General features: G+C 48.4%; 33 protein-coding genes. 10 read left to right on the plus strand and 23 right to left on the minus strand.

Features of this window, described 5'->3' with window-relative positions; all coding sequences use genetic code 11:
• Positions 1 to 97 precede the first annotated feature (97 nt).
• Positions 98 to 1,105, plus strand: coding sequence for a metal-dependent hydrolase (locus tag ACW9JV_RS12160; protein WP_457334808.1), 1,008 nt, complete (start codon positions 98 to 100; stop codon positions 1,103 to 1,105).
• Here the strand turns inward: ACW9JV_RS12160 and ACW9JV_RS12165 are convergent.
• From ACW9JV_RS12165 to recX, 3 genes are read right to left on the minus strand one after another with little or no spacing between them, the layout of a single operon-like run.
• Positions 1,096 to 1,347: a YfhJ family protein gene (locus ACW9JV_RS12165; protein ID WP_457334810.1), complete on the minus strand. Its 252-nt coding sequence runs from the start codon at positions 1,345 to 1,347 to the stop codon at positions 1,096 to 1,098. The two genes, ACW9JV_RS12160 and ACW9JV_RS12165, sit on opposite strands and share 10 nt — an antisense overlap.
• 14 nt (positions 1,348 to 1,361) lie before the next feature.
• Positions 1,362 to 1,685: a YfhH family protein gene (locus ACW9JV_RS12170; protein WP_457334812.1), complete on the minus strand. Its 324-nt coding sequence runs from the start codon at positions 1,683 to 1,685 to the stop codon at positions 1,362 to 1,364.
• Entirely contained in the window at positions 1,669 to 2,502 is an 834-nt protein-coding gene (gene recX / locus ACW9JV_RS12175; RefSeq protein WP_457334814.1) for a recombination regulator RecX, read from the minus strand. The genes ACW9JV_RS12170 and recX overlap by 17 nt, the downstream gene beginning before the upstream one ends.
• Positions 2,503 to 2,626: 124 nt before the next feature.
• Between recX and ACW9JV_RS12180 the strand changes: the two genes are divergently transcribed.
• Together ACW9JV_RS12180 and ACW9JV_RS12185 are read left to right on the plus strand one after the other, a co-directional pair.
• Entirely contained in the window at positions 2,627 to 3,541 is a 915-nt protein-coding gene (locus ACW9JV_RS12180) for a TIGR01777 family oxidoreductase (RefSeq protein ID WP_457334816.1), read from the plus strand.
• Between the two features lie 65 nt (positions 3,542 to 3,606).
• A complete protein-coding gene (locus ACW9JV_RS12185; RefSeq protein ID WP_457334818.1) occupies positions 3,607 to 3,822 on the plus strand; it encodes a hypothetical protein in 216 nt (71 codons plus the stop codon).
• 161 nt (positions 3,823 to 3,983) lie between these two features.
• On the opposite strand, the gene ACW9JV_RS12190 is transcribed toward ACW9JV_RS12185, so the two are convergent.
• A complete protein-coding gene (locus ACW9JV_RS12190) occupies positions 3,984 to 5,390 on the minus strand; it encodes a Glu/Leu/Phe/Val family dehydrogenase (protein WP_457334820.1) in 1,407 nt (468 codons plus the stop codon).
• 439 nt (positions 5,391 to 5,829) lie between these two features.
• Here ACW9JV_RS12190 and ectA point away from each other — a divergent pair, with 439 nt between their 5' ends.
• From ectA to ACW9JV_RS12210, 4 genes are all read left to right on the plus strand, one after another.
• Entirely contained in the window at positions 5,830 to 6,348 is a 519-nt protein-coding gene (gene ectA / locus ACW9JV_RS12195; RefSeq protein ID WP_457334822.1) for a diaminobutyrate acetyltransferase, read from the plus strand.
• A 52-nt stretch (positions 6,349 to 6,400) separates the two neighbouring features.
• A complete protein-coding gene (ectB, locus tag ACW9JV_RS12200; protein ID WP_457334824.1) occupies positions 6,401 to 7,684 on the plus strand; it encodes a diaminobutyrate--2-oxoglutarate transaminase in 1,284 nt (427 codons plus the stop codon).
• 115 nt (positions 7,685 to 7,799) lie between these two features.
• Positions 7,800 to 8,186: an ectoine synthase gene (locus ACW9JV_RS12205; RefSeq protein ID WP_457334826.1), complete on the plus strand. Its 387-nt coding sequence runs from the start codon at positions 7,800 to 7,802 to the stop codon at positions 8,184 to 8,186.
• Between the two features lie 137 nt (positions 8,187 to 8,323).
• Positions 8,324 to 8,524 carry a PLDc N-terminal domain-containing protein gene (locus ACW9JV_RS12210; protein WP_457334828.1) on the plus strand — a complete coding sequence of 67 codons (201 nt, stop codon included), beginning with the start codon at positions 8,324 to 8,326 and terminating at the stop codon, positions 8,522 to 8,524.
• Here ACW9JV_RS12210 and ACW9JV_RS12215 read toward each other — a convergent pair.
• The 5 genes from ACW9JV_RS12215 to ACW9JV_RS12235 form a co-directional block, all read right to left on the minus strand.
• A complete protein-coding gene (locus ACW9JV_RS12215) occupies positions 8,521 to 8,760 on the minus strand; it encodes a hypothetical protein (protein ID WP_457334829.1) in 240 nt (79 codons plus the stop codon). The two genes, ACW9JV_RS12210 and ACW9JV_RS12215, sit on opposite strands and share 4 nt — an antisense overlap.
• Before the next feature lie 265 nt (positions 8,761 to 9,025).
• Positions 9,026 to 9,790 carry a DeoR/GlpR family DNA-binding transcription regulator gene (locus ACW9JV_RS12220; RefSeq protein ID WP_457334831.1) on the minus strand — a complete coding sequence of 255 codons (765 nt, stop codon included), beginning with the start codon at positions 9,788 to 9,790 and terminating at the stop codon, positions 9,026 to 9,028.
• A 111-nt stretch (positions 9,791 to 9,901) separates the two neighbouring features.
• Complete coding sequence (gene ald / locus ACW9JV_RS12225; protein ID WP_457334833.1) at positions 9,902 to 11,020, minus strand: alanine dehydrogenase; 1,119 nt, start codon at positions 11,018 to 11,020, stop codon at positions 9,902 to 9,904.
• A 121-nt stretch (positions 11,021 to 11,141) separates the two neighbouring features.
• Complete coding sequence (locus ACW9JV_RS12230) at positions 11,142 to 12,368, minus strand: PucR family transcriptional regulator (protein WP_457334835.1); 1,227 nt, start codon at positions 12,366 to 12,368, stop codon at positions 11,142 to 11,144.
• Between the two features lie 55 nt (positions 12,369 to 12,423).
• Positions 12,424 to 13,302, minus strand: coding sequence for a DNA-3-methyladenine glycosylase family protein (locus ACW9JV_RS12235; RefSeq protein WP_457334837.1), 879 nt, complete (start codon positions 13,300 to 13,302; stop codon positions 12,424 to 12,426).
• Positions 13,303 to 13,434: 132 nt separating this feature from the next.
• Between ACW9JV_RS12235 and ACW9JV_RS12240 the strand changes: the two genes are divergently transcribed.
• Entirely contained in the window at positions 13,435 to 13,785 is a 351-nt protein-coding gene (locus tag ACW9JV_RS12240; RefSeq protein WP_457334839.1) for a GAF domain-containing protein, read from the plus strand.
• 44 nt (positions 13,786 to 13,829) lie between these two features.
• Here ACW9JV_RS12240 and pdaA read toward each other — a convergent pair whose 3' ends face one another.
• A complete protein-coding gene (pdaA, locus tag ACW9JV_RS12245) occupies positions 13,830 to 14,615 on the minus strand; it encodes a delta-lactam-biosynthetic de-N-acetylase (protein WP_457334841.1) in 786 nt (261 codons plus the stop codon).
• Between the two features lie 142 nt (positions 14,616 to 14,757).
• Between pdaA and ACW9JV_RS12250 the strand changes: the two genes are divergently transcribed.
• Complete coding sequence (locus tag ACW9JV_RS12250; protein WP_457334843.1) at positions 14,758 to 16,287, plus strand: AbgT family transporter; 1,530 nt, start codon at positions 14,758 to 14,760, stop codon at positions 16,285 to 16,287.
• A 46-nt stretch (positions 16,288 to 16,333) separates the two neighbouring features.
• Here the strand turns inward: ACW9JV_RS12250 and ACW9JV_RS12255 are convergent, their stop codons facing one another.
• The 6 genes from ACW9JV_RS12255 to ACW9JV_RS12280 form a co-directional block, all read right to left on the minus strand.
• Entirely contained in the window at positions 16,334 to 16,936 is a 603-nt protein-coding gene (locus ACW9JV_RS12255; RefSeq protein ID WP_457334845.1) for a histidine phosphatase family protein, read from the minus strand.
• Between the two features lie 2 nt (positions 16,937 to 16,938).
• The gene (locus ACW9JV_RS12260) at positions 16,939 to 17,145 is read right to left on the minus strand and encodes a hypothetical protein (RefSeq protein ID WP_457334847.1); all 207 of its coding nucleotides are present in this window, start codon (positions 17,143 to 17,145) and stop codon (positions 16,939 to 16,941) included.
• Complete coding sequence (locus ACW9JV_RS12265) at positions 17,142 to 18,509, minus strand: MATE family efflux transporter (protein ID WP_457334849.1); 1,368 nt, start codon at positions 18,507 to 18,509, stop codon at positions 17,142 to 17,144. The genes ACW9JV_RS12260 and ACW9JV_RS12265 overlap by 4 nt, the downstream gene beginning before the upstream one ends.
• Positions 18,510 to 18,553: 44 nt before the next feature.
• Entirely contained in the window at positions 18,554 to 18,940 is a 387-nt protein-coding gene (locus tag ACW9JV_RS12270) for an OsmC family protein (protein ID WP_457334850.1), read from the minus strand.
• Between the two features lie 150 nt (positions 18,941 to 19,090).
• Positions 19,091 to 19,891: a VLRF1 family aeRF1-type release factor gene (locus tag ACW9JV_RS12275; protein ID WP_457334852.1), complete on the minus strand. Its 801-nt coding sequence runs from the start codon at positions 19,889 to 19,891 to the stop codon at positions 19,091 to 19,093.
• A gap of 158 nt (positions 19,892 to 20,049) precedes the next feature.
• The gene (locus ACW9JV_RS12280) at positions 20,050 to 20,484 is read right to left on the minus strand and encodes a hypothetical protein (protein WP_457334854.1); all 435 of its coding nucleotides are present in this window, start codon (positions 20,482 to 20,484) and stop codon (positions 20,050 to 20,052) included.
• A gap of 269 nt (positions 20,485 to 20,753) precedes the next feature.
• Here ACW9JV_RS12280 and ACW9JV_RS12285 point away from each other — a divergent pair, with 269 nt between their 5' ends.
• Complete coding sequence (locus ACW9JV_RS12285; protein WP_457334856.1) at positions 20,754 to 20,918, plus strand: FbpB family small basic protein; 165 nt, start codon at positions 20,754 to 20,756, stop codon at positions 20,916 to 20,918.
• Between the two features lie 47 nt (positions 20,919 to 20,965).
• On the opposite strand, the gene ACW9JV_RS12290 is transcribed toward ACW9JV_RS12285, so the two are convergent.
• The 7 genes from ACW9JV_RS12290 to ACW9JV_RS12320 all read right to left on the minus strand — a co-directional run bounded on the left by ACW9JV_RS12290 (position 20,966) and on the right by ACW9JV_RS12320 (position 26,102).
• Positions 20,966 to 21,835, minus strand: coding sequence for an alpha/beta hydrolase (locus ACW9JV_RS12290; protein ID WP_457334858.1), 870 nt, complete (start codon positions 21,833 to 21,835; stop codon positions 20,966 to 20,968).
• A gap of 115 nt (positions 21,836 to 21,950) precedes the next feature.
• Positions 21,951 to 22,385 (minus strand): ferritin-like domain-containing protein, encoded by a 435-nt coding sequence (locus tag ACW9JV_RS12295; protein ID WP_457334860.1) that lies wholly within the window; start codon positions 22,383 to 22,385, stop codon positions 21,951 to 21,953.
• A 115-nt stretch (positions 22,386 to 22,500) separates the two neighbouring features.
• The gene (gene msrB, locus ACW9JV_RS12300) at positions 22,501 to 22,935 is read right to left on the minus strand and encodes a peptide-methionine (R)-S-oxide reductase MsrB (RefSeq protein ID WP_457334862.1); all 435 of its coding nucleotides are present in this window, start codon (positions 22,933 to 22,935) and stop codon (positions 22,501 to 22,503) included.
• Positions 22,932 to 23,468, minus strand: a complete 537-nt coding sequence (msrA, locus tag ACW9JV_RS12305) for a peptide-methionine (S)-S-oxide reductase MsrA (RefSeq protein WP_457334864.1) — start codon at positions 23,466 to 23,468, stop codon at positions 22,932 to 22,934. The genes msrB and msrA overlap by 4 nt, the downstream gene beginning before the upstream one ends.
• A gap of 122 nt (positions 23,469 to 23,590) precedes the next feature.
• The gene (locus tag ACW9JV_RS12310; protein WP_457334866.1) at positions 23,591 to 24,103 is read right to left on the minus strand and encodes a type 1 glutamine amidotransferase domain-containing protein; all 513 of its coding nucleotides are present in this window, start codon (positions 24,101 to 24,103) and stop codon (positions 23,591 to 23,593) included.
• A gap of 81 nt (positions 24,104 to 24,184) precedes the next feature.
• Positions 24,185 to 24,793, minus strand: coding sequence for a ribonuclease H1 domain-containing protein (locus tag ACW9JV_RS12315; protein WP_457334868.1), 609 nt, complete (start codon positions 24,791 to 24,793; stop codon positions 24,185 to 24,187).
• A 28-nt stretch (positions 24,794 to 24,821) separates the two neighbouring features.
• Positions 24,822 to 26,102, minus strand: coding sequence for a lysine N(6)-hydroxylase/L-ornithine N(5)-oxygenase family protein (locus ACW9JV_RS12320; protein WP_457336040.1), 1,281 nt, complete (start codon positions 26,100 to 26,102; stop codon positions 24,822 to 24,824).
• Between the last annotated feature and the right edge of the window lie 69 nt (positions 26,103 to 26,171).

The raw sequence follows: 26,171 nt of genomic DNA on the forward strand, positions 1-26,171 counted from the left end.
CCCCTTTTTATGAACTCTATAATCGGGTATAACTAAAACAACCGGAAAGATGCGGAGTATTCGGTTGATACAGCGTGCTGGAAGGAGGACACCGCGAATGGACACAGCCACACATGTTGTTATGGGAGTCGGTATCGGTGCACTCGCTGCATTCGATCCGGCTGCCGCCGAAACTCCCGCTTCCATGCAGACAGTGATGGCAGCTGTCATCATCGGCTCGCAGGCTCCGGATTTTGATACCGTTCTTAAATTGAAAAACAATGCCGTCTACATACGATACCACAGAGGGCCGACCCATTCCATTCCGGCTGTCCTTCTCTGGCCGCTTGCCGTAGCGGGCACGGTGTATGCTTTTTCTCCGGAAGTCTCTTTTCTGCACCTGTGGCTGTGGACGTTTCTGGCTGTGTTTCTGCACGTGTTTGTCGATATTTTCAACGCGTACGGAACCCAGGCCCTGTCTCCATTTACGAAACGGTGGGTGGCACTTGGCGTTATTAACATCTTTGACCCGCTGATCTTTTTTGCTCATATTTTTGCTTTTATCCTGTGGCGGTACGGGGCGCCGCCGGGAATCACGATGATTCTGCTGTATACCGGTCTGATTTTTTATTACATCTGGCGGGTTCTTGCCAGAAACAAGGTGTTGCAGCAGGCGGCACAGTTTCATCCAGGGGCGACCCATTTTTTTATTTCCCCCACATTTAACTGGTATAAATGGCACCTTGTCATCCGGACACAGGATAAACTTCATGTCACGGAAGTGCGCAACGCCAGAATCCGCTATCTGGAGAGTTATCCGTTTGAACCGATCCCGGACGATCCAGTGATCAACCAGGCACGGCAGGACAGAAACCTGGCTGCGTTTCTTTCGTTTTCCCCCACGTACCGCTGGATCGTTCATGAAACCGAAAGCGGCTGGGAAGTGAAATTCATAGACCTCCGCTACCGCAGTAAAGGCTATTATCCCTTTGTCGCCGTCGTGCGGATGGATAGGGATTTATCCATCCTCACCTCTTATACCGGCTGGATTTACAGCGATGACACCCTCGAAAAAAAATTGAAACAGGGAACGATTCAAAAAAGAGAAGGAACCCTTTATTCCTGATGAAAGTTTTTAAATTTCTTATTTGTCGGCTCGTATCGGTGCAGGTACGGGCCGTATTGCTGGAGCCATTTTTTTACGATGGTTTCCGTTACGTCCGGTCCTTTATACTCCCGCCCGGCTCTGGCACGGGTGGATTCAAAATCCTCCCAGAGGTGTTCAACCCAGGACCGTGCCTGTTCTTTATCCAGCTCCGGATTTTCCTTCATCAGCTGCTCGGTAAGCCTATCAAAAATTGGTTCCATCGGAATGCTCCTTTCTACAGCGAAGTGGGTTTAATGTCATCCAGCAGTGAAATCGGCACTGCTTCGAGCTTGTCCGAGCGCTCCCTGAATCCCCAGGCAAAAACGCCGTTATAGTATTTCACAAAGAACGTACCGGCTTCCTGTTTCAGGGAGTAACGCTGCCCGGACATGAAATCATCCGGATTTAGAAGATAGGCTTCGGCCATAATCCGGCGCTGTTCATGAACGGCGAATTCACTCGCATTGCCGAGCTGTTCCGCTTTTTTCGATTTTTCATTCAGTTCCCTGAGCTCGTCCCACAGTTCCTGTTCTGTCATCTGACTATATTTCTTCTTCATCGTGTTCCTTCCTTTCTTTAACGTCCTGGAGAAATTCCTGAATAGAGGGAAATGGAAAACCTTTGCGGTATAAATGTTCTTTCAGTTTCCTTTCAAGCGTGTAATCATCATATTTATGCTTCCATTTGCGCAGCGCCTTTTCCCCCTGCTGGAACACTGCTTCTCTTTCCTCTTCCACAGGCTGTTCAATATCTGCCCTGCTCCAGGCCTGTTCAGCGGTTTCCATGGAAAATCCTTTCCTTATTAAACTGTTCAGCAGCCTGATCTTCATAGCTTGCTTGGACTCATTTTTTTTCGGCTTTCCCTTTTTTTCAAGAAACGTCTCCGCTGCTTCCAGCTGCATGTCCGGCGTGTACTGCTCAAGTGCCTGTTCGGCCTGCTCTTTGGCCACCCCTTTCTGATGCAGTTGTTCCCGGATAACAGCAGGGCCCTTGTCCGATGTATTTATTTTCGTGCGGACAAAAGCCGAAGCATACTCCTCATCCTGCAGAAACTTGTACTCCTTCAGACGAGTAACCGCCGCATCCACCGCTTCCGGTTCGTATTCGCGGCGCATGAGATACTGTCTCACCTGATACTCGGTACGCATCGAATGGGTTAAGTAATGAAGGGCGTCATTCCAGCATTTGCGTTTCTGGTCGGTTGCTTTGATGGCTGTCACATCTGCGTCTGATAATGTCATGCCTTTTTGCAGCTGCCATTCCACCAGCACCTGCTCCTCTACACTGAAAGCATATTCTTCGGTTCCTTCCTGTTCGACAAAAACATTGAACCGGTCCTGCCGCTTTTTCTGCGTCGTCAGTTTAGAAATTTTCATCGTTGCCTCCTCGCTTCCCCGATGAGAATAAAAAGATGAAGAGATTAGTACGTGCCAGGCAAGGGTATAACAGAACGAGGACATCCTGTGCTGCCCCGCGCGGTATGGAAAGGGGTTATGTATTATGAATATATTGGCTGCCGGGGGAACCGGTTTGGTCGGATCGGCTTTGACCGGGTATCTCACCGGACTCGGACATCATGTTTTTATTTTAACAAGAAACGCCAGCAGCAAACAGAATAAAGATCTGGTTACTTTTGTTGAGTGGCTCCAGCCCGGGGCCCGTCCGGAGGATCATCTCCCGGATATCGATGCGGTTATCAATCTGGCGGGTGCTTCCATCAACAGCCGGTGGACCGAAAAACAGAAACAGAAGATTTTGCAGAGCCGGCTGGACGCAGCCGGAGAAATCAACCGGCTGATCGGGGCTCTCGACCGCAGCCCCGAGGTACTGATTAATGCTTCCGCCGTCGGCTGGTACGGAACATCAAAAACCGCAGAATTCACGGAGAAAAGTAGTCCTGCCAACAGCAACTTTCTCCAGCATGTCTGTGAACAATGGGAAAAAGAAGCCTCCCGCGCGGCTGACGCGGGAGTGCGCACCGTACTGGCGAGATTCGGGTTGATTCTCGACGACAGCGGCGGCGCCCTTCCAAAAATGATGTTTCCGTATAAATTATTTGCGGGTGGACCGATCGGCTCTGGAGACCAGTGGTATTCCTGGGTACACCTTCAGGATGTGATCCAGCTGATTTGCTTTGCCATTCATCACAAAAACATGGAAGGGCCGCTCAATGTCACAGCTCCGAACCCCGAACGCATGAGAGAATTCGGCAGAAAGCTCGGGAGCACGTTAAACCGTCCGCACTGGGCGCCCGTCCCCGCCTTTGTGATAAGAACAGCGCTCGGTGACATGAGTACGCTTATCCTCGAAGGGCAGAAAGTGATTCCGCAGAAAGCATTACAGCACGGGTTTTCCTTCACTTACCCAAACCTTGAAAAAGCCCTCCAAAACATCACGTCCCATTCCGGCAGATAGAATGTAAAAAGAGTCTGGGACAAAAGAATTTAGTTCATATAACTCTCTAAACGATGAATTGGAGTTTGGTTTTTCAGCATTTGTTATGGGTCGACGTGGAGCATGATGCATTTTCGATTGACAAATCCAGCGCCCGGCCGTTCGGAGGAACGGGAAAGAATATGTATCAGCCAAACGTCTTCACTTATCCGCCAAATACCGCCATTTACCCGTCAAATGAAGGGGAATACCAGTCCAATCGTTCGTTACCGGCCAATGATGCGCTTTCACCCGCCGAATAATGAGATTTACCCGCCAATCATGCATCAATACCAGCCAACGAGGTAAAAGAGGCAATCTGCAGAGGCAAAGTATTGAATAGGACAAGACGGAGCGGGATCATGTTCCCAAACTCCGTCTTTTTAGAATAAATGGCTTTGTTTTGTCCCAACCCCTTTTTTTCTTAAAATAATTTTCCGTGTTTATAAAGCAGGGAAGTCAGCCTGCGCAGGGCGATGGAGTAGCAGGTGAAGCGCATCGTGTGTTCATCTTCGTGAAAGTATTCGCCGAACACCTGCTTCAGTGTCGACTTCATCTGAGAACCCATTTCTTTTAAAATCTCTTCTTTGGAATACATCTCCGTGACACGGCTCTGCTTCCATTCCAGATAGGACACATGTACACCGCCGGCGTTGGCGAGAATATCCGGTATAATGATCTTTCCCTGTTCCTGCAGATGCAGGTCCGCTTCTACCGAAACCGGAGCGTTTGCCCCTTCCACCAGAATGTCGGCATGAATATCTTTCATATTTTCTTTGGTTACCTGATCTTCAATGGCAGCGAAGATCATCACATCCACATCTGTCGTAAGTACTGCTTCCGGAGAGGATATTTCTGCTGTAATATTATACTCCTGCAGCTGCTCGTCTGTACCAGGCAGTCTTTTATACTTGTCGGTGTACTCCTGCAGCTTCTTGATATTCAGCCCTTCTTCATTTTTCAACGTCACAAACTGATCCGACACAGCCGTTATCCGATGTTTTACCTCAGCGCAGTTATAGGCTTCAAGTGCAGCGACGCCGCCGACATTACCAAAACCCTGCACCGCGACATCGACCGGATCTTTCCGGTTAAGCTTATCATAAAGTGTTTCAAGTGTTTTCCATTGATTGCTTCTCACGTTCCGCTGCACTCCCCGGCTGTTTCGTTTTTCAGGAAACCATTCATTCAATAAATAGAAATAACTGAGAAAGGTGCCGATTCCGGTGGACTCACGTCGTCCCCTTGCCCCGTTGTTTTCGACGCTTTTTCCTGTGAACGCCCCGCTGTATGCCTGTCCCGGATGAATCGTTTTATACTCGCCCACCATCCAGTCGATGATACGTTCATTCGTTCCAAGGTCCGGCGCAGGAATGTCCTGGGTGGGCCCGATGTTGAGGGCGAAGCGCTGCACATATTTTTTACTGACCAGATTCAGCTCCCGCTCTGTGAAATCACGTGGATTAATGTTCACCCCGCCTTTTGCTCCGCCGAACGGAAGCCCGTGAAGCGCGTTCTTGAGCGTCATCAAAATCGCAAGGTTTTCCACTTCGCTTTCCTCGATATTGTCGCTGAAACGGATGCCTCCCTTGTAAAATCCGCTTATGTTATTATGCTGCACCCGGTAGGCCGGAATCCGTTCAATTGCTCCGTCCTCCCGGGACACACGGATGTAACTTTTAATAATCTTGTCCGTCGTTTTAAGTATTTCGCCGGCGGATTCCAGTGTTTTTTCCCGTTCCGCCGCATCGTCCATGTCGAGAAAGTCGTCCTTTTCCTTCAGGTCTTTCATCACTTCTTCAATTAATACTCTCGTCTGAGAGCGGTCCATAAAACAGCCTCCTTTAGTACGTAATATATTCCTCTCATTACCTCTTCACGCCCTTTCCAAACCTTTAAAACATCCGGCGCTTTCTGAAAAACCCCTATCTGCCGCGCTAAATCAGTGTATCCAGGATAAAATTCAGAACCGGGTTCTTCAAATCCGGTGTATATCCCATCATACGCAAGCATTATGCAAGCGAGACAGTTGTTATCAAATACAATCCTTAATAACGCTCATTAAGTACAATTAATGCCATTCAACCGCATTTGAATTTTTAATCTGTACATCCTATGATTAAACAAGGAAAGATGAGATAACAATCATTTCCTGCCGGTCCGGACCGCGTCCGGCGCCGCTTAGGCCGGGAATGAAAAAGTTTAAGTTTCATGCACAGGAGGAATAAGTTATTAAGGTACTTATTAATCAAAACGAAGGTGATCAGAAGATGGAGACGAAACAGAACGGCAGTACCGGTACGATGGATGCGTTAACGTTTGAAAAGCCGCAGGTGGAAGACGGCGCAGACATGTGGGAGCTCGTCAAGAATTCCACACTCGACTTGAATTCGTCTTACAAATACATCATGATGTGTGAATTTTTCGCCGAAACATGCGTAGTGGCTAAAGAAAAAGGAGAACTTGTAGGGTTTGTTACAGCCTTTATCCCTCCTGAAAAGCAGGACACTGTTTTTGTATGGCAGGTAGGGGTGGATCCTTCCCAGCGCGGCAAAGGCCTGGCTTCCCGTTTGATTAATGAACTGCTGAGACGGGTCGCCGAAAAAGATGTGAAATATTTGGAAGCTACTGTCACACCGTCCAATGAAGCTTCCCAGGCGCTGTTCAAAAAGACAGCCAGAACCCACGACACCAATTGTGAGGTTTCCGAATGTTTCGCAGAGGATCTGTTCCCCGGAGACGAACATGAAGCCGAGCTGACATTCCGCATCGGACCTATCAACCAATAATAAACTGTTTAATCTGTCATAAAGAGATCACTAAGGAGGATCTATCATTACGATGAATCAAAACGACCTGGGTATTTTCGAAAAGCACGAATCCGAAGTACGGAGTTATGTCCGCGGATTTCCGACCGTTTTTCATGAGGCAAAAGGATACAAACTATGGGATATGGACGGAAAGGAATATATTGACTTCTTTTCCGGCGCCGGCGCCCTGAACTATGGTCACAATGATGAAAACATGAAGCAGAAGCTCCTGGAATATATTCAGGAAGACGGCATCACTCACTCGCTTGACATGGCATCCAAGACGAAAGGGGAATTCCTCGAGAAATTCCATAACGTCATTCTGGAACCGCGCAATCTCAACTACAAAGTGATGTTTCCCGGACCTACAGGCACCAACGCTGTCGAAAGCGCCTTAAAGCTGGCCCGCAAAGTAACGGGACGTACAAATGTGGTAAGCTTTACTAACGGGTTCCACGGCATGACGATCGGTGCGCTGTCTGTAACGGGTAATGCATTCAAGCGTAACGGTGCCGGCATTCCGTTAAGCCACTCCTACACGATGCCGTTTGATAATTATATTGAAAACACGGAGCAGGAGATGGCGTTCATTGAACGTATTCTGGACGATAACGGCAGCGGTGTCGAACTTCCGGCTGCCTTTATCCTGGAAACAGTTCAGGGAGAAGGCGGGCTGAATGCCGCACGTATGGAATGGCTCCAGAAGATTGAGCAGATCTGCCGGGATCGCGGCATTCTTCTGATTATTGACGACGTCCAGGCAGGCGTCGGACGTACCGGCACATTCTTCAGCTTTGAGCCGGCCGGCATTAAACCGGATATTGTCTGCCTGTCCAAGTCGATCGGCGGGTACGGCCTTCCGCTTGCACTCACCCTGATTCATCCGGATTACGATAAGTTTGAACCGGGTGAGCATAACGGGACCTTCCGCGGCAACAACATGGCGTTTGTCACCGGAATGGAAGCCTTGAATTACTGGAAAGATGATACACTGAGCCGCAGCGTGCAGGAAAAATCCGAGCGGATTTACAAATTCCTGAATAACATGATCGACAAATATCCAAAACTAAAAGGAACCCACCGTGGACGCGGGTTCATGCAGGGCATTGCAACCCCTGTGGAAGGCCTTGCCGACAAGGTATCAGAAAAGTGCTTTGAACACGGCATGATTATGGAGACGGCCGGTGCAGATGACGAAGTATTTAAACTGTTCCCGCCGATCACCATTGATGATGAAGGCCTTGATAAAGGACTCGACATTCTTGAAAAAGCTATTGCAGAAGCAGTGGAGGATAAAAACGCTGTAACTTCTTAATATAAGACAAGACTTTAAAAGGCCTGGTCTTATGAAATACTTACGATCAGGCCTTTCTTTTATGCTGTACTTCTATTCATACCCATTGATGCACAACACAAGGAGGCATTTTTTCATGAAAGTAGTAAAACTCGAAGATATCATCGGCACCGACCAGGAAGTGGACGACGGCAACTGGGTAAGCAGACGCCTGATCCTCAAACAGGATCAAATGGGCTATTCCGTACATGATACGATCATCCGCGCCGGGACCGAAACACATATCTGGTACAAAAATCACCTCGAAACCGTGTACTGCATTGAAGGAGAAGGCGAAGTGGAGACACTGAGCGACAACAAAATCCACCCTATTTCCGCCGATACGGTATATGCTCTGGATCAGCATGATGAGCATATGCTCCGGGCGACAAAAGACATGAGAATGATCTGCGTCTTCAACCCGCCGCTGAGCGGACGCGAAACCCACGATGAAAACGGGGTCTATCCCGTCGACGATGAGTAATTGATATAAGAAAACCCTTCAGCTTTGACGGCTGAAGGGTTTTCTTTACATATTTCGACTGTGAGTGAAACGAAAAATCTCCCGTCTCCGTATAATGAAACATACTGTACTGCAGTCCAGAAAGGAGGACGAGATTGTTGGAATTTTTCGGTTTGTTTCTGATAGTTATTCTGTTTCTGCTCGGGCTCCTGCTGTTGAACATCTTCACCAGCATCTGGGCATATCATGATTCGATCCGGAAAGGGAACAGTAAGGAATATGCGCTTCTCATTCTGCTCGGAACATTATTTTTCCCCGTGATCGGACTGGTTATATATCTCATTATCCGCAATCGTTAATGCAGAAATTGATTCTTGAATTCTACTTTTTCCGCATCGATGCCTATTTTCTTTAAAAATTTCCGTACATCCTTAATCGATTTTGCCGGATATTGAAATTCACAAATAGACGGGCGGTTTTCCTGAAAATCCACCGTGGAGAAACAAAACGTTTCTTCTCCGGCATCATAATAAATCAAGAGCGGTAGATTGTGATCCGGATGGGTAATCTCGCCCTTATACACATAATAAGACATCGTTCCTGCCAACTCCTTACCAAAATTGGGGTATCGTACTGGTATTACTGTCATCTTATTTAGAGTGAAAAAAGATGGCAAGGCATTCAGCCAATTTTTATTTTATCACGGCCGCCGGCTTTCTTTCAGCAGAAGTCGTTTATCTTACTTCCACGGTTCTTTTTCTTCCGGGATGAACAACCGTAAAAAGAGGCTTCCCCCTGTAACGGAGAAGCCCTGTTTTATATCGTAACGCCCTTTTTGGAAGGTAACGCCGATATCCTGATCATTTCTTCTGGACGATGATCACTTCTATCCCGTTTTCCTGCAGCACCTGCTGTATGTCCGGAGGAGGTGCTGCATCTGTAATGACGGCATCCGCTTCCTCCAGCTCCATTCCCCGGTAGAAGTGTTTTTTGAAAAACTTGGTGTGGTCCGCCAATACATAAACACGGCCGGCACGCTCCGCCATTTTCTGTTTCACGGCGGCATCTTCTTCATGGGCGTAATAAAAACCGTCTTCGCATATGCCGATGACGCCGATAAAGGCACGGTCCGCGTAATACTGGCCCAGTTTCTCCAATGTTTGGGGCCCGTGCAGAAAGCGGTGTTGCGGATTCAGACGCCCGCCCAAGAGATAAATGTCGGTTTCTATCTGATTGGGAAGGCGTTCGGCATTCACTATTGAATTTGTAATAACCGTCAGCGGTGTAACCGAGATGGTTTCGGCAGCAAACTGAACGGTGGTGGAGGCATCCAGCATGATCGTTTCCCCCTGATGGATCCGCGAAACAGCTTCCGCGGCAATCTCCTGTTTTTCTTCAGAGGCGCGCTCCAGCCTTTCCTCGTACCCTTTCAGTGCTTCCTTGACGGCCGGCAGCATCACGCCGCCGTGGGTGCGCACAACGGCTCCCTGTTCCGCCAGCCTGACAACATCGCGGCGCGCCGTATCCCGGGAAATCCCGAACTGCCGGCACATCTCCTGAATACTCATACGCTGATACTGTTTTACATGCTGCAGGACCGCTTCCATTCTTTCTTCCTGATACATGCCACGGACTCCTTCTCTGTTTTTCTCTTTCATTATAAGTCAAACATGAACATTGTGCAATATGAATACTTAAAATTAATTAAACCTGCTGACAGTGTCAGCAGGTTTTTTCTACACATGCATTGCTTTTGCGACATCCATATAATCATAACCAAGGGCATCAGCGACAGCTTTGTAGGTAACGGCTCCATCTGCCGTATTGATTCCTTTTTCGAGAGCCGGATTGTCTGCAGCAGCCTGATGAATTCCTTTGTCTGCTATCTGCAGCGCATAAGGGAGCGTGACATTGGTTAACGCAATGGTAGACGTGCGCGGAACGGCGCCCGGCATATTGGCAACCGCATAGTGAAGCACCCCGTGTTTCGTGTACGTTGGATTGTCATGAGTAGTAATGGTGTCGGCGGTTTCGATGATACCCCCCTGATCAATGGCCACATCCACCACAACAGATCCTTCCGTCATCGACTGTATCATATCTTCGGTAACCAGTTTTGGGGCTTTTGCTCCCGGTATCAGCACAGCACCAATAACTAAATCGGAATGCTTCACTTCTTCGGCAATATTCATCGGATTCGACATCATCGTCCGGATGGCGCCGTGGTACAGGTTATCGATCTCGCGGAGTCGTTCCGGATTAACATCGACAATGGTCACATCCGCACCGAGCCCCTGCGCGATCACCGCTGCATTCGTACCTACGATGCCTCCTCCGATCACGGTTACTTTTCCTCTTTTTACGCCGGGTACTCCGGATAACAGAATACCTTTGCCGCCTTTTGATTTTTCGAGGAACTGGGCCCCGATCTGTGCCGACATCCGTCCTGCCACTTCACTCATTGGTGTCAGTAGCGGAAGGGTTCCGTTTATTTCCACCGTTTCATACGCGACCGACGTCATGCCGGATTCCACAAGTGCCTGTACAAGCTTAGGTTCGGCCGCCAGATGCAGATACGTGAACAGAAGAAGATCTTTCCGGAAGTAAGAAAATTCCGACTCAAGCGGCTCTTTCACTTTGAGAACCATATCCGCTTTATTCCAGACTTCCGCTGCTTTCCCTTCGATAACGGCTCCAGCTTCTTCATATTCCCAGTCTGAAAATCCGCTTCCTTCTCCGGCCGACGTTTCCACGAGGACCTCGTGCCCGGCTCCGGCAAAGGAATGAACCCCTGCAGGTGTCATGGCGATGCGGTTTTCGTTGTTTTTGATTTCTTTAGGAATTCCAATAATCAATGCATCCACCTCCGCTGAATGTATCTTTTCTTTAGTATAGACGAAATCACGGCGGATAAGCATCGTGAAGCTTGCAGAAATATACCGAGACTGTTTGTGAAATTTCACAAACGAAGACCTTTTACCTCATTTCCTCCATCGTAAGTTCAAGCAGCAAAGACAGTTTGTCGTACGCATTTTTCAGATCTTTTTTTGTAATGTCTTCGACCCGTTTCATTCGGTAGGACATCGTGTTCACATGCACATGCATGGTATCGGATGCATTTTTCATATTCCCGTCTTCATGCAGAAATACACGGAGACTCTCCAGCAGTTCCGTCCGGTTCTCGGTGTCATACTCCCGTAAAGCTTCCAGTGCCGGATCAAAAGAGGCATCGCGTTTTTTCTTTTCCTGAATTACATCAGCATACCGGTAGAAACCGAGATTTTCATACAACATAAAAGAAGAACGATGCTCAGGGAGTTTTCTGTTTACTTCCAGCACGTACAACGCTTCTTCGTAGCTCTCGGGGATGCGGGAAAACCGTCTGTACAGGTTTCCAGCTCCGGTTTGAATCCCTTCCATCTGAAAGCGTTCCTTCATCATCTGCGGAAAATCCTGCAAAAACAGCTGAAGCCCTTCCTCTTTGTAAGGATAGGCCGGCTCAGCCAGAAGCAGGACCGTATTACGGTCTCTTGTATGAAAATAGCTTTTAATTTTTCTCGATGTGCTGATGACATACGTTATCTTGTCATAAAGGGAATCATCAAGCATTTCTTCGGTCTCTATGACAAGAACAGCCGTCTGTGCCGGCAGCACCGTGAACCATTCCGACAGCTGCCGGGCAATCTTCTCCTCTTCTGTCACATCACCTGTCAACAGGCGCCAGAAATATTCTCTGCGTGTCTGCTGCTCGGCTTTGGATCTCGTCTGCACCTGCTGAAGTTGGACAACCGCTTTTGCCGCCGCTTCTTTTAACACGGCAGCGTCTTCCTCTCCAAAAGGGCGGCCGCCTTCAAGCACCCATATGTAACCGAGAATGTTTCCATTTTTCTTCACGGCAGCTGCCATTCTGCTCCCAAGTCCAATCTCGTTCATGCCGGGAATATACAGCGGTTCTTCCTGTTGGTGAAGCGCTGGTATAATCCCTTCTTTCCATAATGTATTAATGACATGTTCAGGTACGCGCCGGCTGATGATCGTGGATACTCTTGCCGTATCCGTATGATCCTGGTGTGTGCTGTACGCGAGCAGGCGGTGACTGCTGTCCTCAATCGTGACAGGCCCCTGCATATTTTCACTGATAACATCCGCAAATTCTTCCATGGAGGAAAAGTTCCGTGCAAACACTTTCGACTGTTTCCACAACCGGCTCCCTCCTTTCCAACATTCATACTTCTTACTTAAAACGCGATACAATGTCTTATTTTGTTTCGGGAAATTCCGTACTCAGCCATATATACAAGGCGGCATAACTTCCATACGGCGACCACATTTCCGCCTGCTCCCGGATTTCACCGGCAGCAGGCTTCTCCGTCCGGTTCCACAGCTTTTTCAGTCCGTTCTGGATACCAATGTCCCCTGACGGGAGCAGATCCTGCCGGCCGAGGCCGAACAATAGAAAGCACCGTGCCGTCCACGGACCGACGCCTCGTATTGCCGTCAATGTTTTCATCACTTCGTCATCCGGCTGGTCCTGCAAAGACTTGAGATCCAGTGTTCCTTCCACGATCAGCCGGGATGTACCGATAACGTACTCCGCTTTGCTGCGGCTGAACTGCAGTTTCTTTAAATCTTCCGGCTTCAATGCGGCGATACGCTCCGGCTCAGGATAAAACCAGACGTCGTCTACTTTATATCCATATGTCTGTACAAAACGGGATGACAGGGTATAAGCAAAAGACATATTCAACTGCTGGTGAATAATCGTTTTCATCAAACAGCCGTATAGATCAAATTCACAAACGAGCGGTGTGCCGGCGAACCGATCGAAAACCGGTTTCAGGTCCGTAGACATGAAATGCTCTTTGATCTCCTCAAGCGGCCGGTTCCATAAAAAGACGGCTTCCGCCTTCTTAACCGCTGCCTCCGGTGGAATACGATTTCCACTGATATTTACTTTGTTGTCTTTGTCCGACAGATGAAAACGGACTGTCACTGCTTCTGATATTCCCTGCCAAGAAACCGGGATTTTCACCATTTGTTCTTTTTCATCCACTACGTGCAGTGGATCTGTGCGTAAACGCCGCAGCATGACCGGTACATTATACTCCCGGGGGAGTTGAACCTCTTTGTTCCACATCAAGCGGTCCTCCCTGTTTTTGTTTCATTATACCACGCCTGTTGTGATTTCCTAAACTTACTAGTCCGGACAGACAGCGACGTTTGATAAAATGAACCTATTCCTGACAGAAAAAAGGGGGTACATATACTAGTGTCTATTGCTACAGATCTTGCAACCATCCGCATTCTCGGATCTTTTTATCAATCCGGAACGTCTTCTTCCCCACTGTCTCAGACGGTGGAATCGTTATGCAGGGACGTCGATTACATCAACTGGGCCGGGGTTTATTTTCACGAAGGAGAACATACAGTTCTTCACGCCTGGGCCGGAACGGACTCCGATGAGGCTGTCATGCAGAGCCAGCTCGCCTTTCCGATCCATGATCAGAACGGAACGGAAACCGGTGTGCTCATTGTAAAAAGCAAGCAGTGGATCGTGTTTGATGTGAACGATGTTCCGACACTTGAAACCGTCGCAGCTGAAATTGGAAAAACCCATTAAAAAGCAGCGGCTCCTTTTCGTTTGAAAAGGAGACCGCGCTTTTTTTATAAGGGACGCAGGAAATCGTCAGAAGTAAGAACCAGATGGTCCAGATCCCGAAACGTATAGCCTTCCTCCCGGCATGTATCAATCACCCGTGCCAGCGCTTCGGCGTTATCTTCAGAAACCGAATGCAAAAGCATGACGGCACCGGGATGCACTCTTTTCATAATGCTGTTATACGCGTAATCCGCTCCGTGCTGACTTCCGGTTTCCCAGTCTACGTAGGCAAACGACCAGAATATATTGGTATATCCCAGCTTCTCCGTTTCCGCCAGAGTCCGCTCACTGAATGTACCCTGTGGCGGACGGAGGTACTGCATCTCGGGGCCGTCTGTCAGATCCTGATACGTGTCGTTCACCCGCTGCAGTTCCTCTTTAAGTTCCTTCCTGCTCAGATTCGGAAGAGACGGATGGTTCCAGGAATGATTCCCGACAATATGACCTTCTTCTTCCATTCTTTTGATCATTTCCGGAGCCGATTCCAGGTAGTGCCCGGTCACAAAAAAAGCTGCGGGCACCTCCTTTTCCTCCAATACATCGAGAATGTCTTCGGTATACCCGTTCTCATACCCATTATCAAAGGTAAGATACAAGGTTTTGTTCTCCGGCTGTCCGATAAAATATCCGTGGTATTGACGAAGCAGTTCTTTATATTCCGGTTCCGTATCCGACGGTTCATTATTTTCGGCTGGTTTAAAGTTCCATTTGTATACTTCCTCGCCGTGCACCGTCTGCAAACTGAAAAAAACCCATAAAAAAATCATACCTGCAGCCGCTGTAACCCGCATTCCGATCCCCCATTTTTTCTTTAGCTTCTGCATTTTTGCAGGTGTTATTCGCCCCCCGCAATTTCTGGGATTTTTGTATTTTCTTTTAGTATTGAATTATTTACAATAGGGAATTGGCAAACTAATGGAAAGGGTTTTATATATGAAGGATTTACGAAATAAGAGTATGCTGCAACGCGTACTTGACTGGGTGGAACGTATCGGCAATAAACTTCCACACCCCGTTACTTTATTTGCAATACTCGCATTCCTTGTCGTGACAGCGTCCGCTGTACTCGCACCTCTGAATATACAGGTGGAAGATCCATCTGCAGAGGGAGAAACGGTTTCTGTGTTCAACCTGCTTTCAGGAAGCGGTATAGAGTACATGTTTACGAACATGGTCAGTAACTTTATCAACTTCGCTCCGCTCGGCGTCGTTCTCGTCACGATGATCGGAATCGGCCTTGCAGAGCGGACAGGACTTATCAGCGCGGCCCTCCGGGGATTTGTTCTGTCTATTCCGCCGAAGCTGCTTACTGCCGGTCTTATTTTTGCCGGTATCATGTCCAATGTGGCGACAGACGCGGGTTATGTTGTGCTTCCACCGCTTGGTGCGATGTTGTTCGCCGCACTAGGCCGTCATCCGCTGGCAGGGCTTGCGGCAGCATTTGCCGGAGTTTCCGCAGGGTTCAGCGCCAACCTGCTGTTGTCGGCTCTTGACCCGTTGCTTGGAGAGCTTACCTCCCAGGCTGCTGCCACAATTGATGAGTCATACGCTGAAGGAATGAATAATGCGATGAACTATTATTTCATGATCGCCTCTACCGTAGTGTTGACCATCATTGGAACAATCATCAGCGAAAAAATTGTCGAACCACGTCTCGGTTCCTATGAAGGAGAGGTGCAGCAGGAATCTGCAGAGCTCACCTCCCTCGAAAAGAAAGGGATGGTGTGGGCTGTCCTTTCGTTTATCGTGTCAGCCGTCCTGCTATCGCTGCTGATTATTCCGCCCGGAGCACCGCTTCGCGGAGAAGACGGAGCCATTGTTAATTCGCCTTTCATGAGCGAACTTGTTATAACTATCCTGATTCTCTTCTTTATTCCCGGGCTTGTATACGGCATCTCCACAAAATCGATCAAAAATGATAAAGATGTTGCCAATCAGCTGTCGGACACGATGGCATCTATGGGAATGTTTATCGTTCTTGCTTTTACGGCCGGTCAGTTTATCGCCTATTTTAAAGAAGCAAACCTGGACACAATCCTCGGTGTCGCCGGGGCGGATCTTCTTGACCGCTGGGATCCGGACGGCATTCTGTTAATTATAGGTTTTATTCTGATTACAGGGGTCATTAATCTGTTTATCGGCAGCTCTTCTGCTAAATGGGCCATGATGGCACCGGTTTTTGTGCCGATCATGATGCAGCAGGGCTACTCACCGGAACTCACGCAGATGGCATACAGGGTGGCGGACTCTGCGACCAATATTATCACACCGTTAATGACGTATTTTGCCATTATTATCGCGTTCGCCCAAAGATATGACAAAAATATAGGCATAGGCTCAATGATCTCTGTCATGCTTCCTTATTCGATCGGATTCTTCATTATCTGGTCCATACTATTGATTGCCTGGATGCTTCTCGGCATCGACCTCGGACCCGGATCCCCGATTCATTACAATCAATAAACGAAAGCCGCGCCCGGTATGATTATCCGAGGCGCGGCTTTTTATATCAGCCCTTTAAATGGTGGTATTGATTAATGTAATGGATGACGAGTTTCTCGTCTTTCCAGCTGATTTTACTGACGCCGGTGTTATCGATGCGGAACGGGCGGTGCAGGTTGTTCCAGTCCTCCCCTGCAAGAAGATACATGAGAAAAATCGTCAAAAAGCCGCCGTGGGACACGATTGCAGCGTTCTCCCCTTCTTTTATGCTTTTCACAAGATGATACAGCTTTTCACAGCGGATGGTAATCTCTTCATCCGTTTCCGTTCCTTCAAGGCCGGAACGAAGAATCGTCTTATGGCGGACCTGGGGATACATTTCATATATCTGGTCTCTTGTTTTGCCCTCGAGCGGCCCGAGATAGATTTCGCGGAAATCCTTGGACGGGATCGCTTTCTGCAGCTGACGCTTTTCAATCGCTGCCGCCGTTTCACGCGCACGCGTCAAATCACTGCAGTAAAAATGGTCCAAGGACAGATCAGCCATGGATTCCCCAAGCTTTTCCGCCTGCTCTTTTCCTTTTGTGGACAGATCATAATCTCCGGCCCCCTGTACTTTCGATGTACGGTTGCCTTCCGATTCTCCGTGCCGGATTAAATAAACAGCCATGCCTATCTGTCTTCCCTTCCATTCCAGTCTTGCTTAAACTGACGTATTTTCACTGAAGTATCTGTGAGCATCTTCTCGATACGTTCCATGTCATCCTGCTCCAGCTGACCTGCCTCTTCCATCTGCTCGAGCATCTCCTGAATCAGTGTCATTTTCTGTTTCAGGTAATGGATCTGCCTCTTTTTTTCATGTACCGGTGTGCCCATCATGTCGATCCTTTCTGTTTTTCATTCTCGAAAATATCAATGTTCCGCCATTTTCCAAACTTGAAATAGATAATTGCCGCTGCCGAGCTTAAAATAAAGCTGCAGCCGACCCCGATCCCGATGCCGGTTTCCCCGTAAAGGCTTGAAAACAGCCAGGCAAGCGGAAAACGAAGCGCCCAGAAAGAAATAATGTTCAGCACAAGCACCTGCACGACGGCGCCGGAGGAACGAACGATGCCGTTCAGAACAAAATTAATGCCGAGAAATGGATAAAAGAACGCTACGATACGCAAGTATTCAGCGCCGAACGCAATGGTTTCCGGATCATTTACAAACATTCCCATCAACAGTTCCGCGCCGAGAAAGACGAGTGTACTGATCGTGAGCGCTACACTGAAAATAAGGATCAACCCGCTCCTGGCGATATCATTAACCCTGTTCCAAAGGGATGCTCCGATATTCTGGCCGGACATGCTCGTAATCGCTGATCCAAGTGTCGTCGAGGGCAGCATGATCAAACTGTCGATCCGCTGGGCTGCGCCGTAGCCGGATACCACCGTTTCCCCGAAGGAGGTGACAACGGTCATGATGGCGAGAACACCGCCGGAGATTGCCATCATCGATATTCCGGACGGAAGACCAAGTTTAAAGATCCGCTGGAATTCCGAGGCCGGCGGCGGGCTCGGTATCGTAAAAGGAAGTCCTTTTTTGGCAATGGAATAGATGATCCCGAACAGGAATGCACTGCCCTGGGCAAGCACTGTAGCTGCAGCGGCTCCTTCCATCCCCCATCCGAACCCGGCGATAAACAGCGGATCCAGTACTGTATTCAAGAGGACGGCCAGCAGGATGAATCGAAGCGGTGTTTTGCTGTCTCCGACCGCCCTCAGAACGGTTCCAATAAAATTATAACCGAATAAAAACAGAATGCCGGTAAAATTGATGCGCAGGTAATTTGCCGCCATCGGCAGAATCGATTCCGGGGTCCCCATCCATGTCAGTATATATGGAGCCAGAATAAATCCGGCAACCCCGAGAATTACGGAAAGAATACCGAGTACAAAGACGAACGCGTTCAAGGACTGTTTCAGCCCGTCTTCATCGTCGGCTCCTTTCCGCTGGGAGAGAACCGTCAGGGTTGCGCTGTTAATGCCGATCACAAAGGACAGAATCGTAAATATAACGGTGGCCGATATCGATACCGCCCCCAGGGCTGTCGATCCCATCAAGTTACCGACCCATAAACTGTCGATAATCTGATACGAGCTTTGAAGCAGGTTCCCGATAAAGATAGGAAACGCAAAAAGGATCATTTTGCGCATAATGCTGCCTTCAGTAAAATCAAACTGCCTGTTGTCTCCTGCCATGTGTCTCGCTCTCCTGTACCGGCTTACGGTCTTTATTCACTTATTCAGCCGGCCTGTATTTCATATGTTTCAGTAATTTCGATGCTGTCTTTCACAGACTGTACCATGGAACAGTGTTTGCGCGTCCATTCCATGTTTTTTTCCATCTTTGACTCATTTATATTATCGGCCTTCACAATAAAATGAAGATGAATGCGCTGAATTTCATCAGCACCTTCTCCGCTTCTGGTCACATCCGTCTGTATTTGGATATCATGCACCGTCTGGCGCCGTTTCTCCATGATTTTTCTTAAAACACCGCCGCTGCAGACAGCAACCGATGATACCAGAAGTTGGTACGGCCGGTAACCATACGTCTCATCGGAACTTACCTGAAGTGTTCCGTACTCCGTTTCTGTCGAAAAACCCTGCTCCTTCATTTCAAATTCCATCATAACTCTCCTTTTTCATACCAATAGTTCTCAACGTTCTGAGTGTATCATGCCGCACCGCTGCGTGTCTTTTCCATCATATCAAATACACCGCCGATTTCCTTTGAAAATGCTCCAAAAAAAGAACCGGGCCTGGCGCCCGGTTGTCTGTTACCGTATTTCTTCATCGTAGACCGTATTCAGTATTTCGTGGGAAGGCTTTGAAATGAGGTTTTTCGGTATCTTGTTGATAATGGTCGTATTCAGATGTTCTTCCAGGTCCTCGATGGATTCTTTACTTCCAACGAGATAAACACCATGGAGATTGCGGTCCTTAACCTCTTTATCAAGCACAGGAGCCAGATTTTTATACCAGCGGTGTCTGTTTTCCTCAAAGCGGTGCTGCACTTCGTCCACCTGGGTCGATCCGGAAGATGTGCGGTCGGAAGAGGCATTTCCTTTGTACTGCCTCCAGTCTTCGGATTCCACTTCCCAGCTGAAGTGTTTCTCGTCACGGATTTCTCCGAGCGCTGCGTCAATGAGAACAACGTCACTTTTCTGAACGAGAAGGACACCGACGGCCGGGAATTCAGCCTGCATTTCCTCTAGCTGATCCAGCACCGGATATGTTTCCCAATGAAATTCTGTTTCGACCGGGACCTGGATGATTTTTTCAACGTGAAATTCCCCGTCAGCCGACGCCATGAAGACGAATCCCTTCTGCAGGTTCATCTGTTGATCGTAAATATGCTGGTTCGCTTTATCGGCGAGTTTTTTGTATGCTTTCTGTTCCTCTTTCGTTCCGCTTGTCTCCACATACTCTTTCAGCCGTTTCAGCCCGTTTTTCAGGCGGATCTTCCATTCTCCGCCGTGCTGCGATCCATCGCCGAAATCTGTATTTAAGTAAATGGTGAGTATTCCCGTTTCATCTTCCTGCTGTTTATAGGTTTTTAATTCATCTGCCAACGTCATATTCACAGCCTCCTTGCTATTGGTGAATAACTGTTTGCCTCACGATTAATATAACCTTTCCTTTCCGTGCATAAACTACGAATTTGGGAGAACGCAAAACGAAGTGCCGTTTTTTGGCATTACAGAAAAAACCAGCCCGGAACACCGGACTGGTTTCATTACGACTGGTCGTCTCTTGTTGGAAGTTTCTCTACGTTACCGGCTTCTTCAAGCTGTTTTTTTTCCGTCTGATCCTGATCCTGTTTCAGACCTTTAATTTCTCTTGCTGTTCGTTCCGTTGCAGCCTTCGCCGATAAAGTGGTATCCTTCAAATGGCCGGCACGGTCGGCTATATCCTGAACATCACCGGCGGCCGACTGGAGCAGATCGGACAATTCATTGGACGCCCCCTTCATTTTCGAAATGATCTCCTCCCGGTTTTCCGACAGGAAGGAACTGACCTCGTTAACGTTGGACGCCGTCTTTTTGGTGCCTTGTACAATCGTCGTTCTGCTCCGCTTATTTAGAGCGATTCCGGCGGCAGCTGCTGCTCCACCTGCTATTAAGCCGATTTTCCATCCTCTGCAGGATGTAGTTTTTTCTGTCTGCTGCATACATTCCTCCACCTTTCCAGATAACCCTTGTCGTCATACGGTTTACTACTTTCAATACCACAAATCCACAAAGATTATTCTTCAAATTTCATGTTGATTCAATGAAGTCTCCCTCTTATTATAAAGACTGTTCTGTCGTTTTCAACCTGTGCGGATTTATGTAAATTGAAAGTATTCAAAAAATAGTAACATTTTATATATTTTAAACGTTTTTTTATTCGTTATAATGGTTATGGTAGGGGAGAGAAAAAAATAAAGGGTGGTGGAGTATGAGAAAACCTATGCGCTCTTCCATGGAAGATTTGATTGCGGAGAACAAAGAGGAACTGCTGAGAGATCCATCCGCAATTAATGAAATAGAAAAGAAACTGGACGAAAAAAAAGCGAAGGAAGTTTACGTGGAAAACCAGGACAACAAGCAGAGGGTACAGTAAGAAAAGGACACACAGCCGTGCACATTATACGGCTGTGTGTCCTTTTCTTATTCCTCCCGGAGGATGTCACGTATCAGGCGGTAGATCATCTGTTTCCGGGCCTCTGTTTCATTTAGTAAGTGATGTCGGGCCTCATCGACCAGAATTCGTTTCGAATTTGGAAAAAGCCCGGCATAAGCTTTCAGATTATGTTTCCATTCCAGTGTCTGGTCACTCGTCCCCTGCAGGATATACACCGGTTTCCGGGACGGGGGTTGTTCCATCATTTCTCTCTCCCACTGAAACATGGACTGAACCCACGAGATCGGAATGGTGCTGCCTTCAAGCGGATCTTTTTTCAGCTGCGTCATAAAAGCTTCGGCGCCCGTGGATACACGGAAAGTGCGCGGCAGTTCGTTCCGGAAAAGAGAGACCAATGGTGCAGCAATTTTTGATATGTACCATTGGTTGGACCGGATTAACGGGGAAACAAGCACAATCTTTTCAAACATGGAATCATGCTCGGTGTGCAGCAGATAATCAGCAAGTACCGCTCCTCCTGTGCTGTGGCCGATGCCGTGCACGATCCCGGCTTCCTTCTTTTTCAGCTCGGAAACCACCAGCGCCAGTGCTTCCCTGTATTCGGTAAAAGCCTTTTCCTTCCGCACCGGTCCGCCGGAGCGGCCGTGGCCGGGGAGATCAAACGCAGCTACATGATACCCCTGCCTGGTTAAATACCGGATCCAGTCGGCATGCACCGCGGTATGGTCAAAGAAACCGTGAAGAAATAAAACAACGGGGGCTTCAAACGGCTGCTGGAAAAATTGATAAAACAAGTGATAATCATGAAATGGAAGAAACGAGGTGGTATGGGTCACCTGTTCTGCCGGAAGGTTGTACTGATTTCTGTATGAAGTTGGATCCATCGGGTGTTCCATGCCGGTTCTTCCTTTCTTTCCTTCCTATGGATTCAAAGAGCCGCCGCAGCATGACAGCGGCTCTTCAAAAAAGATGTTCACTTCAAATATGAAGTGAACAGCGGGTGTTTTACGTTTATTGCATTCTGGGATCGGAGAGCAGACGCTCCAGTTCTTCCATATGACCGGTTTCGTCTGTAATAAAGTCTTCGATCTGATTCTGAAGTTCTATCAACCCGAGTTCATCAGCCTGTTTAGCGCGTGTTTTGTAACGGGCTATCGTGTCTTCTTCGGACTTCCGGGCTGCTTCAAGCATCGTTTTTACATCGTCGGTCTGTTTCACGTCCGCAGGCTTTGTTGTCGGCTCGCCGCCGAGGGTTTTAATCTTTTCAGCCAGATACAGAGCGTGCGCCTGTTCATCCGTTACTTCCCCTTCGAAAAAGGGCTTCAGCACCTGGCGGTACATGCCGGACACAACCGCTGCGTAGTTATTGTACATAATAATCGCCGCATATTCGTGAGCCAGGTCTTCATTCAGTCCATCAATAAGTTCTTTCGTCTTGTTATCCATGATTCTGCCTCCTTTACTGCGTAATGAATGGATGTGAATGTTTCTTTAATGTCATGTTTTACATCTTCTGTTGTTCCCTTCCGTCGTTCAGGTTAAACCCAAGATTGTCCATTTCTCAATCCTCAAACCATTCGCAGTATTCGCCGTAACCTTCTTCTTCCAGCTTCTCTTTCGGGATGAAACGGAGAGCGGCGGAATTAATGCAGTAGCGGTTTCCTTCCGGCGGCGGACCGTCGGGAAAGACATGCCCGAGATGGGAATCCGAATTCCGGCTCCGCACTTCCGTCCGTCTCATTCCCATTGTCGTGTCGAGATGCTCGGTTACTTTCTCTTCTTTTAACGGTTTGGTGAAACTGGGCCAGCCGCAGTTTGAAGCGAATTTTTCCTTCGAGGAAAAAAGCGGCTCCCCGGAGATGATGTCCACATAAAGCCCTTCATCCATCAAGTCCCAATATTCGTTCTGAAACGGGCGTTCGGTGCCGTTTTTCTGGGTGACTTCGAATTGAATCGGGGTGAGGCGTTTTTTCAAATCTTCGCGGCTTTCCGTCATTCCTTTTCCCTCCAATACGTCTGGATAAATCCTGCCCGGCCGGAGCCTTTTTTATATAGGTTGTAGTGGGCCTGGTTCTTGCGGTGGTAATCCTGATGGTACTCCTCCGCCGGGTAAAACACTGCAGCAGGTAGAATCGGCGTGACAACGGGGTCCTGGAACGGTCCGTTCTCATCGATATCTTTTCTGGACTGTTCTGCTTTCTCTTTTTGTTCTTCATCGTGATAGAAAACGGCCGTCTGATAGGATTCTCCCCGGTCGTTGAACTGCCCGCCCGCATCTGTCGGATCAATCTGTCTCCAGAACACCTGAAGGAGTTCATCGTAAGACGTCCGGCCGGGGTCATATTCTATCTGGACCGCTTCCACGTGACCGGTTGTATCGGTACAGACTTCTTCGTATGTTGGATTCTCGGTATGCCCGCCGGTATATCCGGCTGTGACGGAATGGACACCGTCGAGTTCTTCAAACGGACCGACCATACACCAGAAACAGCCGCCGGCAAATGTCGCATGTTTTGTTTCGTCAGCCACACGGACCCCTCCTTCCTCTGCTTTCTGTTTATTATTATATCATGTCACAGGTTTCATTACTCCGTCCCTGCTCGCGGATGGAAAAGAAAGGACAACCGCTTCTGCCGGCTGTCCTTCGCTGCTTATTGAAGCTGTTTGAGTGATTCGCGGTTAAAGGCCGGCAGATCATCAGGTGTTCTGCTGGTCACGAGGTTGTGGCAGACGACAACCTCCTGGTCGTAAACGTTTGCTTTCGCGTATTCCAGGTCGGTCTGGATGGATGTGAATCCAGTCACATTGCGTCCTTCAAGCGCCTTTGCGGTAATCAGCAGCTGCGGGCCGTGGCAGATCGCAAAGACCGGCTTGTTTTCATCCATAAAATGCTTTGCGAACGTGACGAACCGCTCGTCGGCCCGGAGCATATCCGGTGAAAATCCGCCTGGTATAAAAAGGGCGTCATAATCAGATGGCTGCACATCATCAATGGAAGCATCCACCGTTTCTGAAGCTTCCTTGTTTTTTCCCTGCACCGTTTTTCCTTTTTCTTTTTCAATGACAGTGAGCGTGTGCCCTTCTTTTTCGAACGCTTCTTTCGGGCTTGTATATTCCGAATCCTCAAACATATCAGTCATCAGTACTGCTATGTGTTGACTCATAGGATAAAACCTCCTGATGTGTTATTTTCTGTGTCACGGGATTACTGTACCCCTGCTTCCGTACTGTTAAACATCAGAAAGTTATTTTCTTCCATAATCGGCTTTGATCTCTCCCCAGGCTTTCGTATCCCATTTGAGGATGCGGTTCCGTGGGTTGTTGTGCCGCAGCCAGGCTTCCGCTTTTTGGACCAGCTCCCATATTTCCTCCGTTTCTGCTGTACGGGCAAGACTGGAATTCGCTTTTCTCCGTTTCACCCACAGGATGGCTGTATCGGAATCAGAATAGACCGGCATATCACTGTCCTGCTCCTGAAGATATTGAAGAGCGTGGACGACAGCGAGAAATTCCCCCAAATTGTTCGTTCCTTTTTCAATACCCGGATGTTCGAACACAATCTCCCCGTTTTTTGTATAGACTCCTTTGTATTCTACAAAACCCGGATTGCCGTGCGAACCGACATCCACTGAAATGCTCTCTTCTATGTAGGAGGAGGCAGCGGATGACGGGGCAGCCGTCGGCTGGTCATCGCTGCCGCTGTTGAATGCCTTTTCTGCCTCCGCTTTGGAGGGAAACGATTTAAAGGAAGCCCCAGGATAGCCTTTCACCTGTTTTTCACACGCCGGCCAGCTCTCATAGATGCCCGGATTTCTGCCTTTCCATACAACATAATATTTTTTTTTCGAAGCCATTCAAATCTTTCTCCTTTCCGCGAGGAACTTACTCCTGGTAAAACTGTTGGAAAATAGTATCCTGTTCTACTGGATATACGTTATATCCGCAGATGTCGTTAATGATCGTCTGGTTTCTCATCACTGATAATGCAAGGTTCGTTGCGGCAGTGCCGTGGGAGTGATCGAGGCTGGTCAGCACATAAATGTGATGGTTCCGGTCATCCCGGAAAAGGAGCCGGTAGGAATCACTCACCTTATAGAGCTTTTCGTCTTCCCATTCGATTTTATCCCCGAGTTCATACACCCATTCCGGGACATTCGGCTTGTAACCGGTGGCAAATACCGCTTTGTCGGTCCGGTGCACAAAAGTCTGGTCTTTCTGCCACTGCCGGCACGAGAGGTCATACTGCCCATCCCGTTTTTCCATATCTATCACTTCCGTCATCGGCTGCAGAATGACACGCGGATCGTCCCTTTCGATCGCACGGTGATACAAAAGTTCATAAATGTTCATTAGCGTTTTCTGCTCAATGCCCTTCCTGCCTTTATCAAGCTGCGGGAGGGCTTCAAGCCTTGTTTCATAATCAAGAGTGCGGAAGTAGGAGACATAATCCGGCGAAAATACTTCACGGGCCAGTTTTGCCGCTTCTGACTGGAAGAACTCCGGTGAGCGTGTGAGCCAGGTCAAGCGGTACCCGTAGTGTTTCTGGTCCTGCAGCAGATCATGAAAGATTTCGGCAGCACTCTGTCCCGATCCTACAACCGTAATGTTGTCCGTATCTTTCAGTTCCGCTTTGCGCATCGCGTAGTCGCTGCTGTGGTAAATGCCTTGATCCGCTTTCTCTGCAAGACCCGGCGGCATTACCGGCTTGCTGCCGGTGCCTACGACAACATGGCGGGTGTAATACGTGCTTGTTTGATCCGTTTTTATTTCCCGCACCTCTACCTGATAGCAGCCGTCCGCGTCTATCACGTTCTCGACCCGGTAACCGAACCGGCAGGAAGACAGCTGGGACGCGGCCCATTTGCCGTACTCATTATACTCGCGGCGGGGGATGTGAAGGTCTTTATAAAAATAAAACTGGTAGAGGCGATTCTTTTTATGTAAGTAATTGAGAATTGTATAAGGACTCGTCGGGTCAGCGAACGTTACCAGGTCAGCCAGGAACGGAGAGTTTAACACCGTCCCTTCTAGCAGCATGCCCGGATGCCATTCAAAAGAGGGGCGCTGTTCAAAAAACACCGCTTCCACGTCCTTGACAGGATCAAGCAGCGCTGCCATTCCAAGATTAAAAGGCCCGATACCAATCCCGATGACATCGTACATAGAAGTGCCCGTCATGGTTCACCTTCCTTTCTGTCAACTGTCTATCATCCTATTATACCCATTTAGACC

Source organism: Salibacterium sp. K-3 (genome assembly GCF_054052005.1).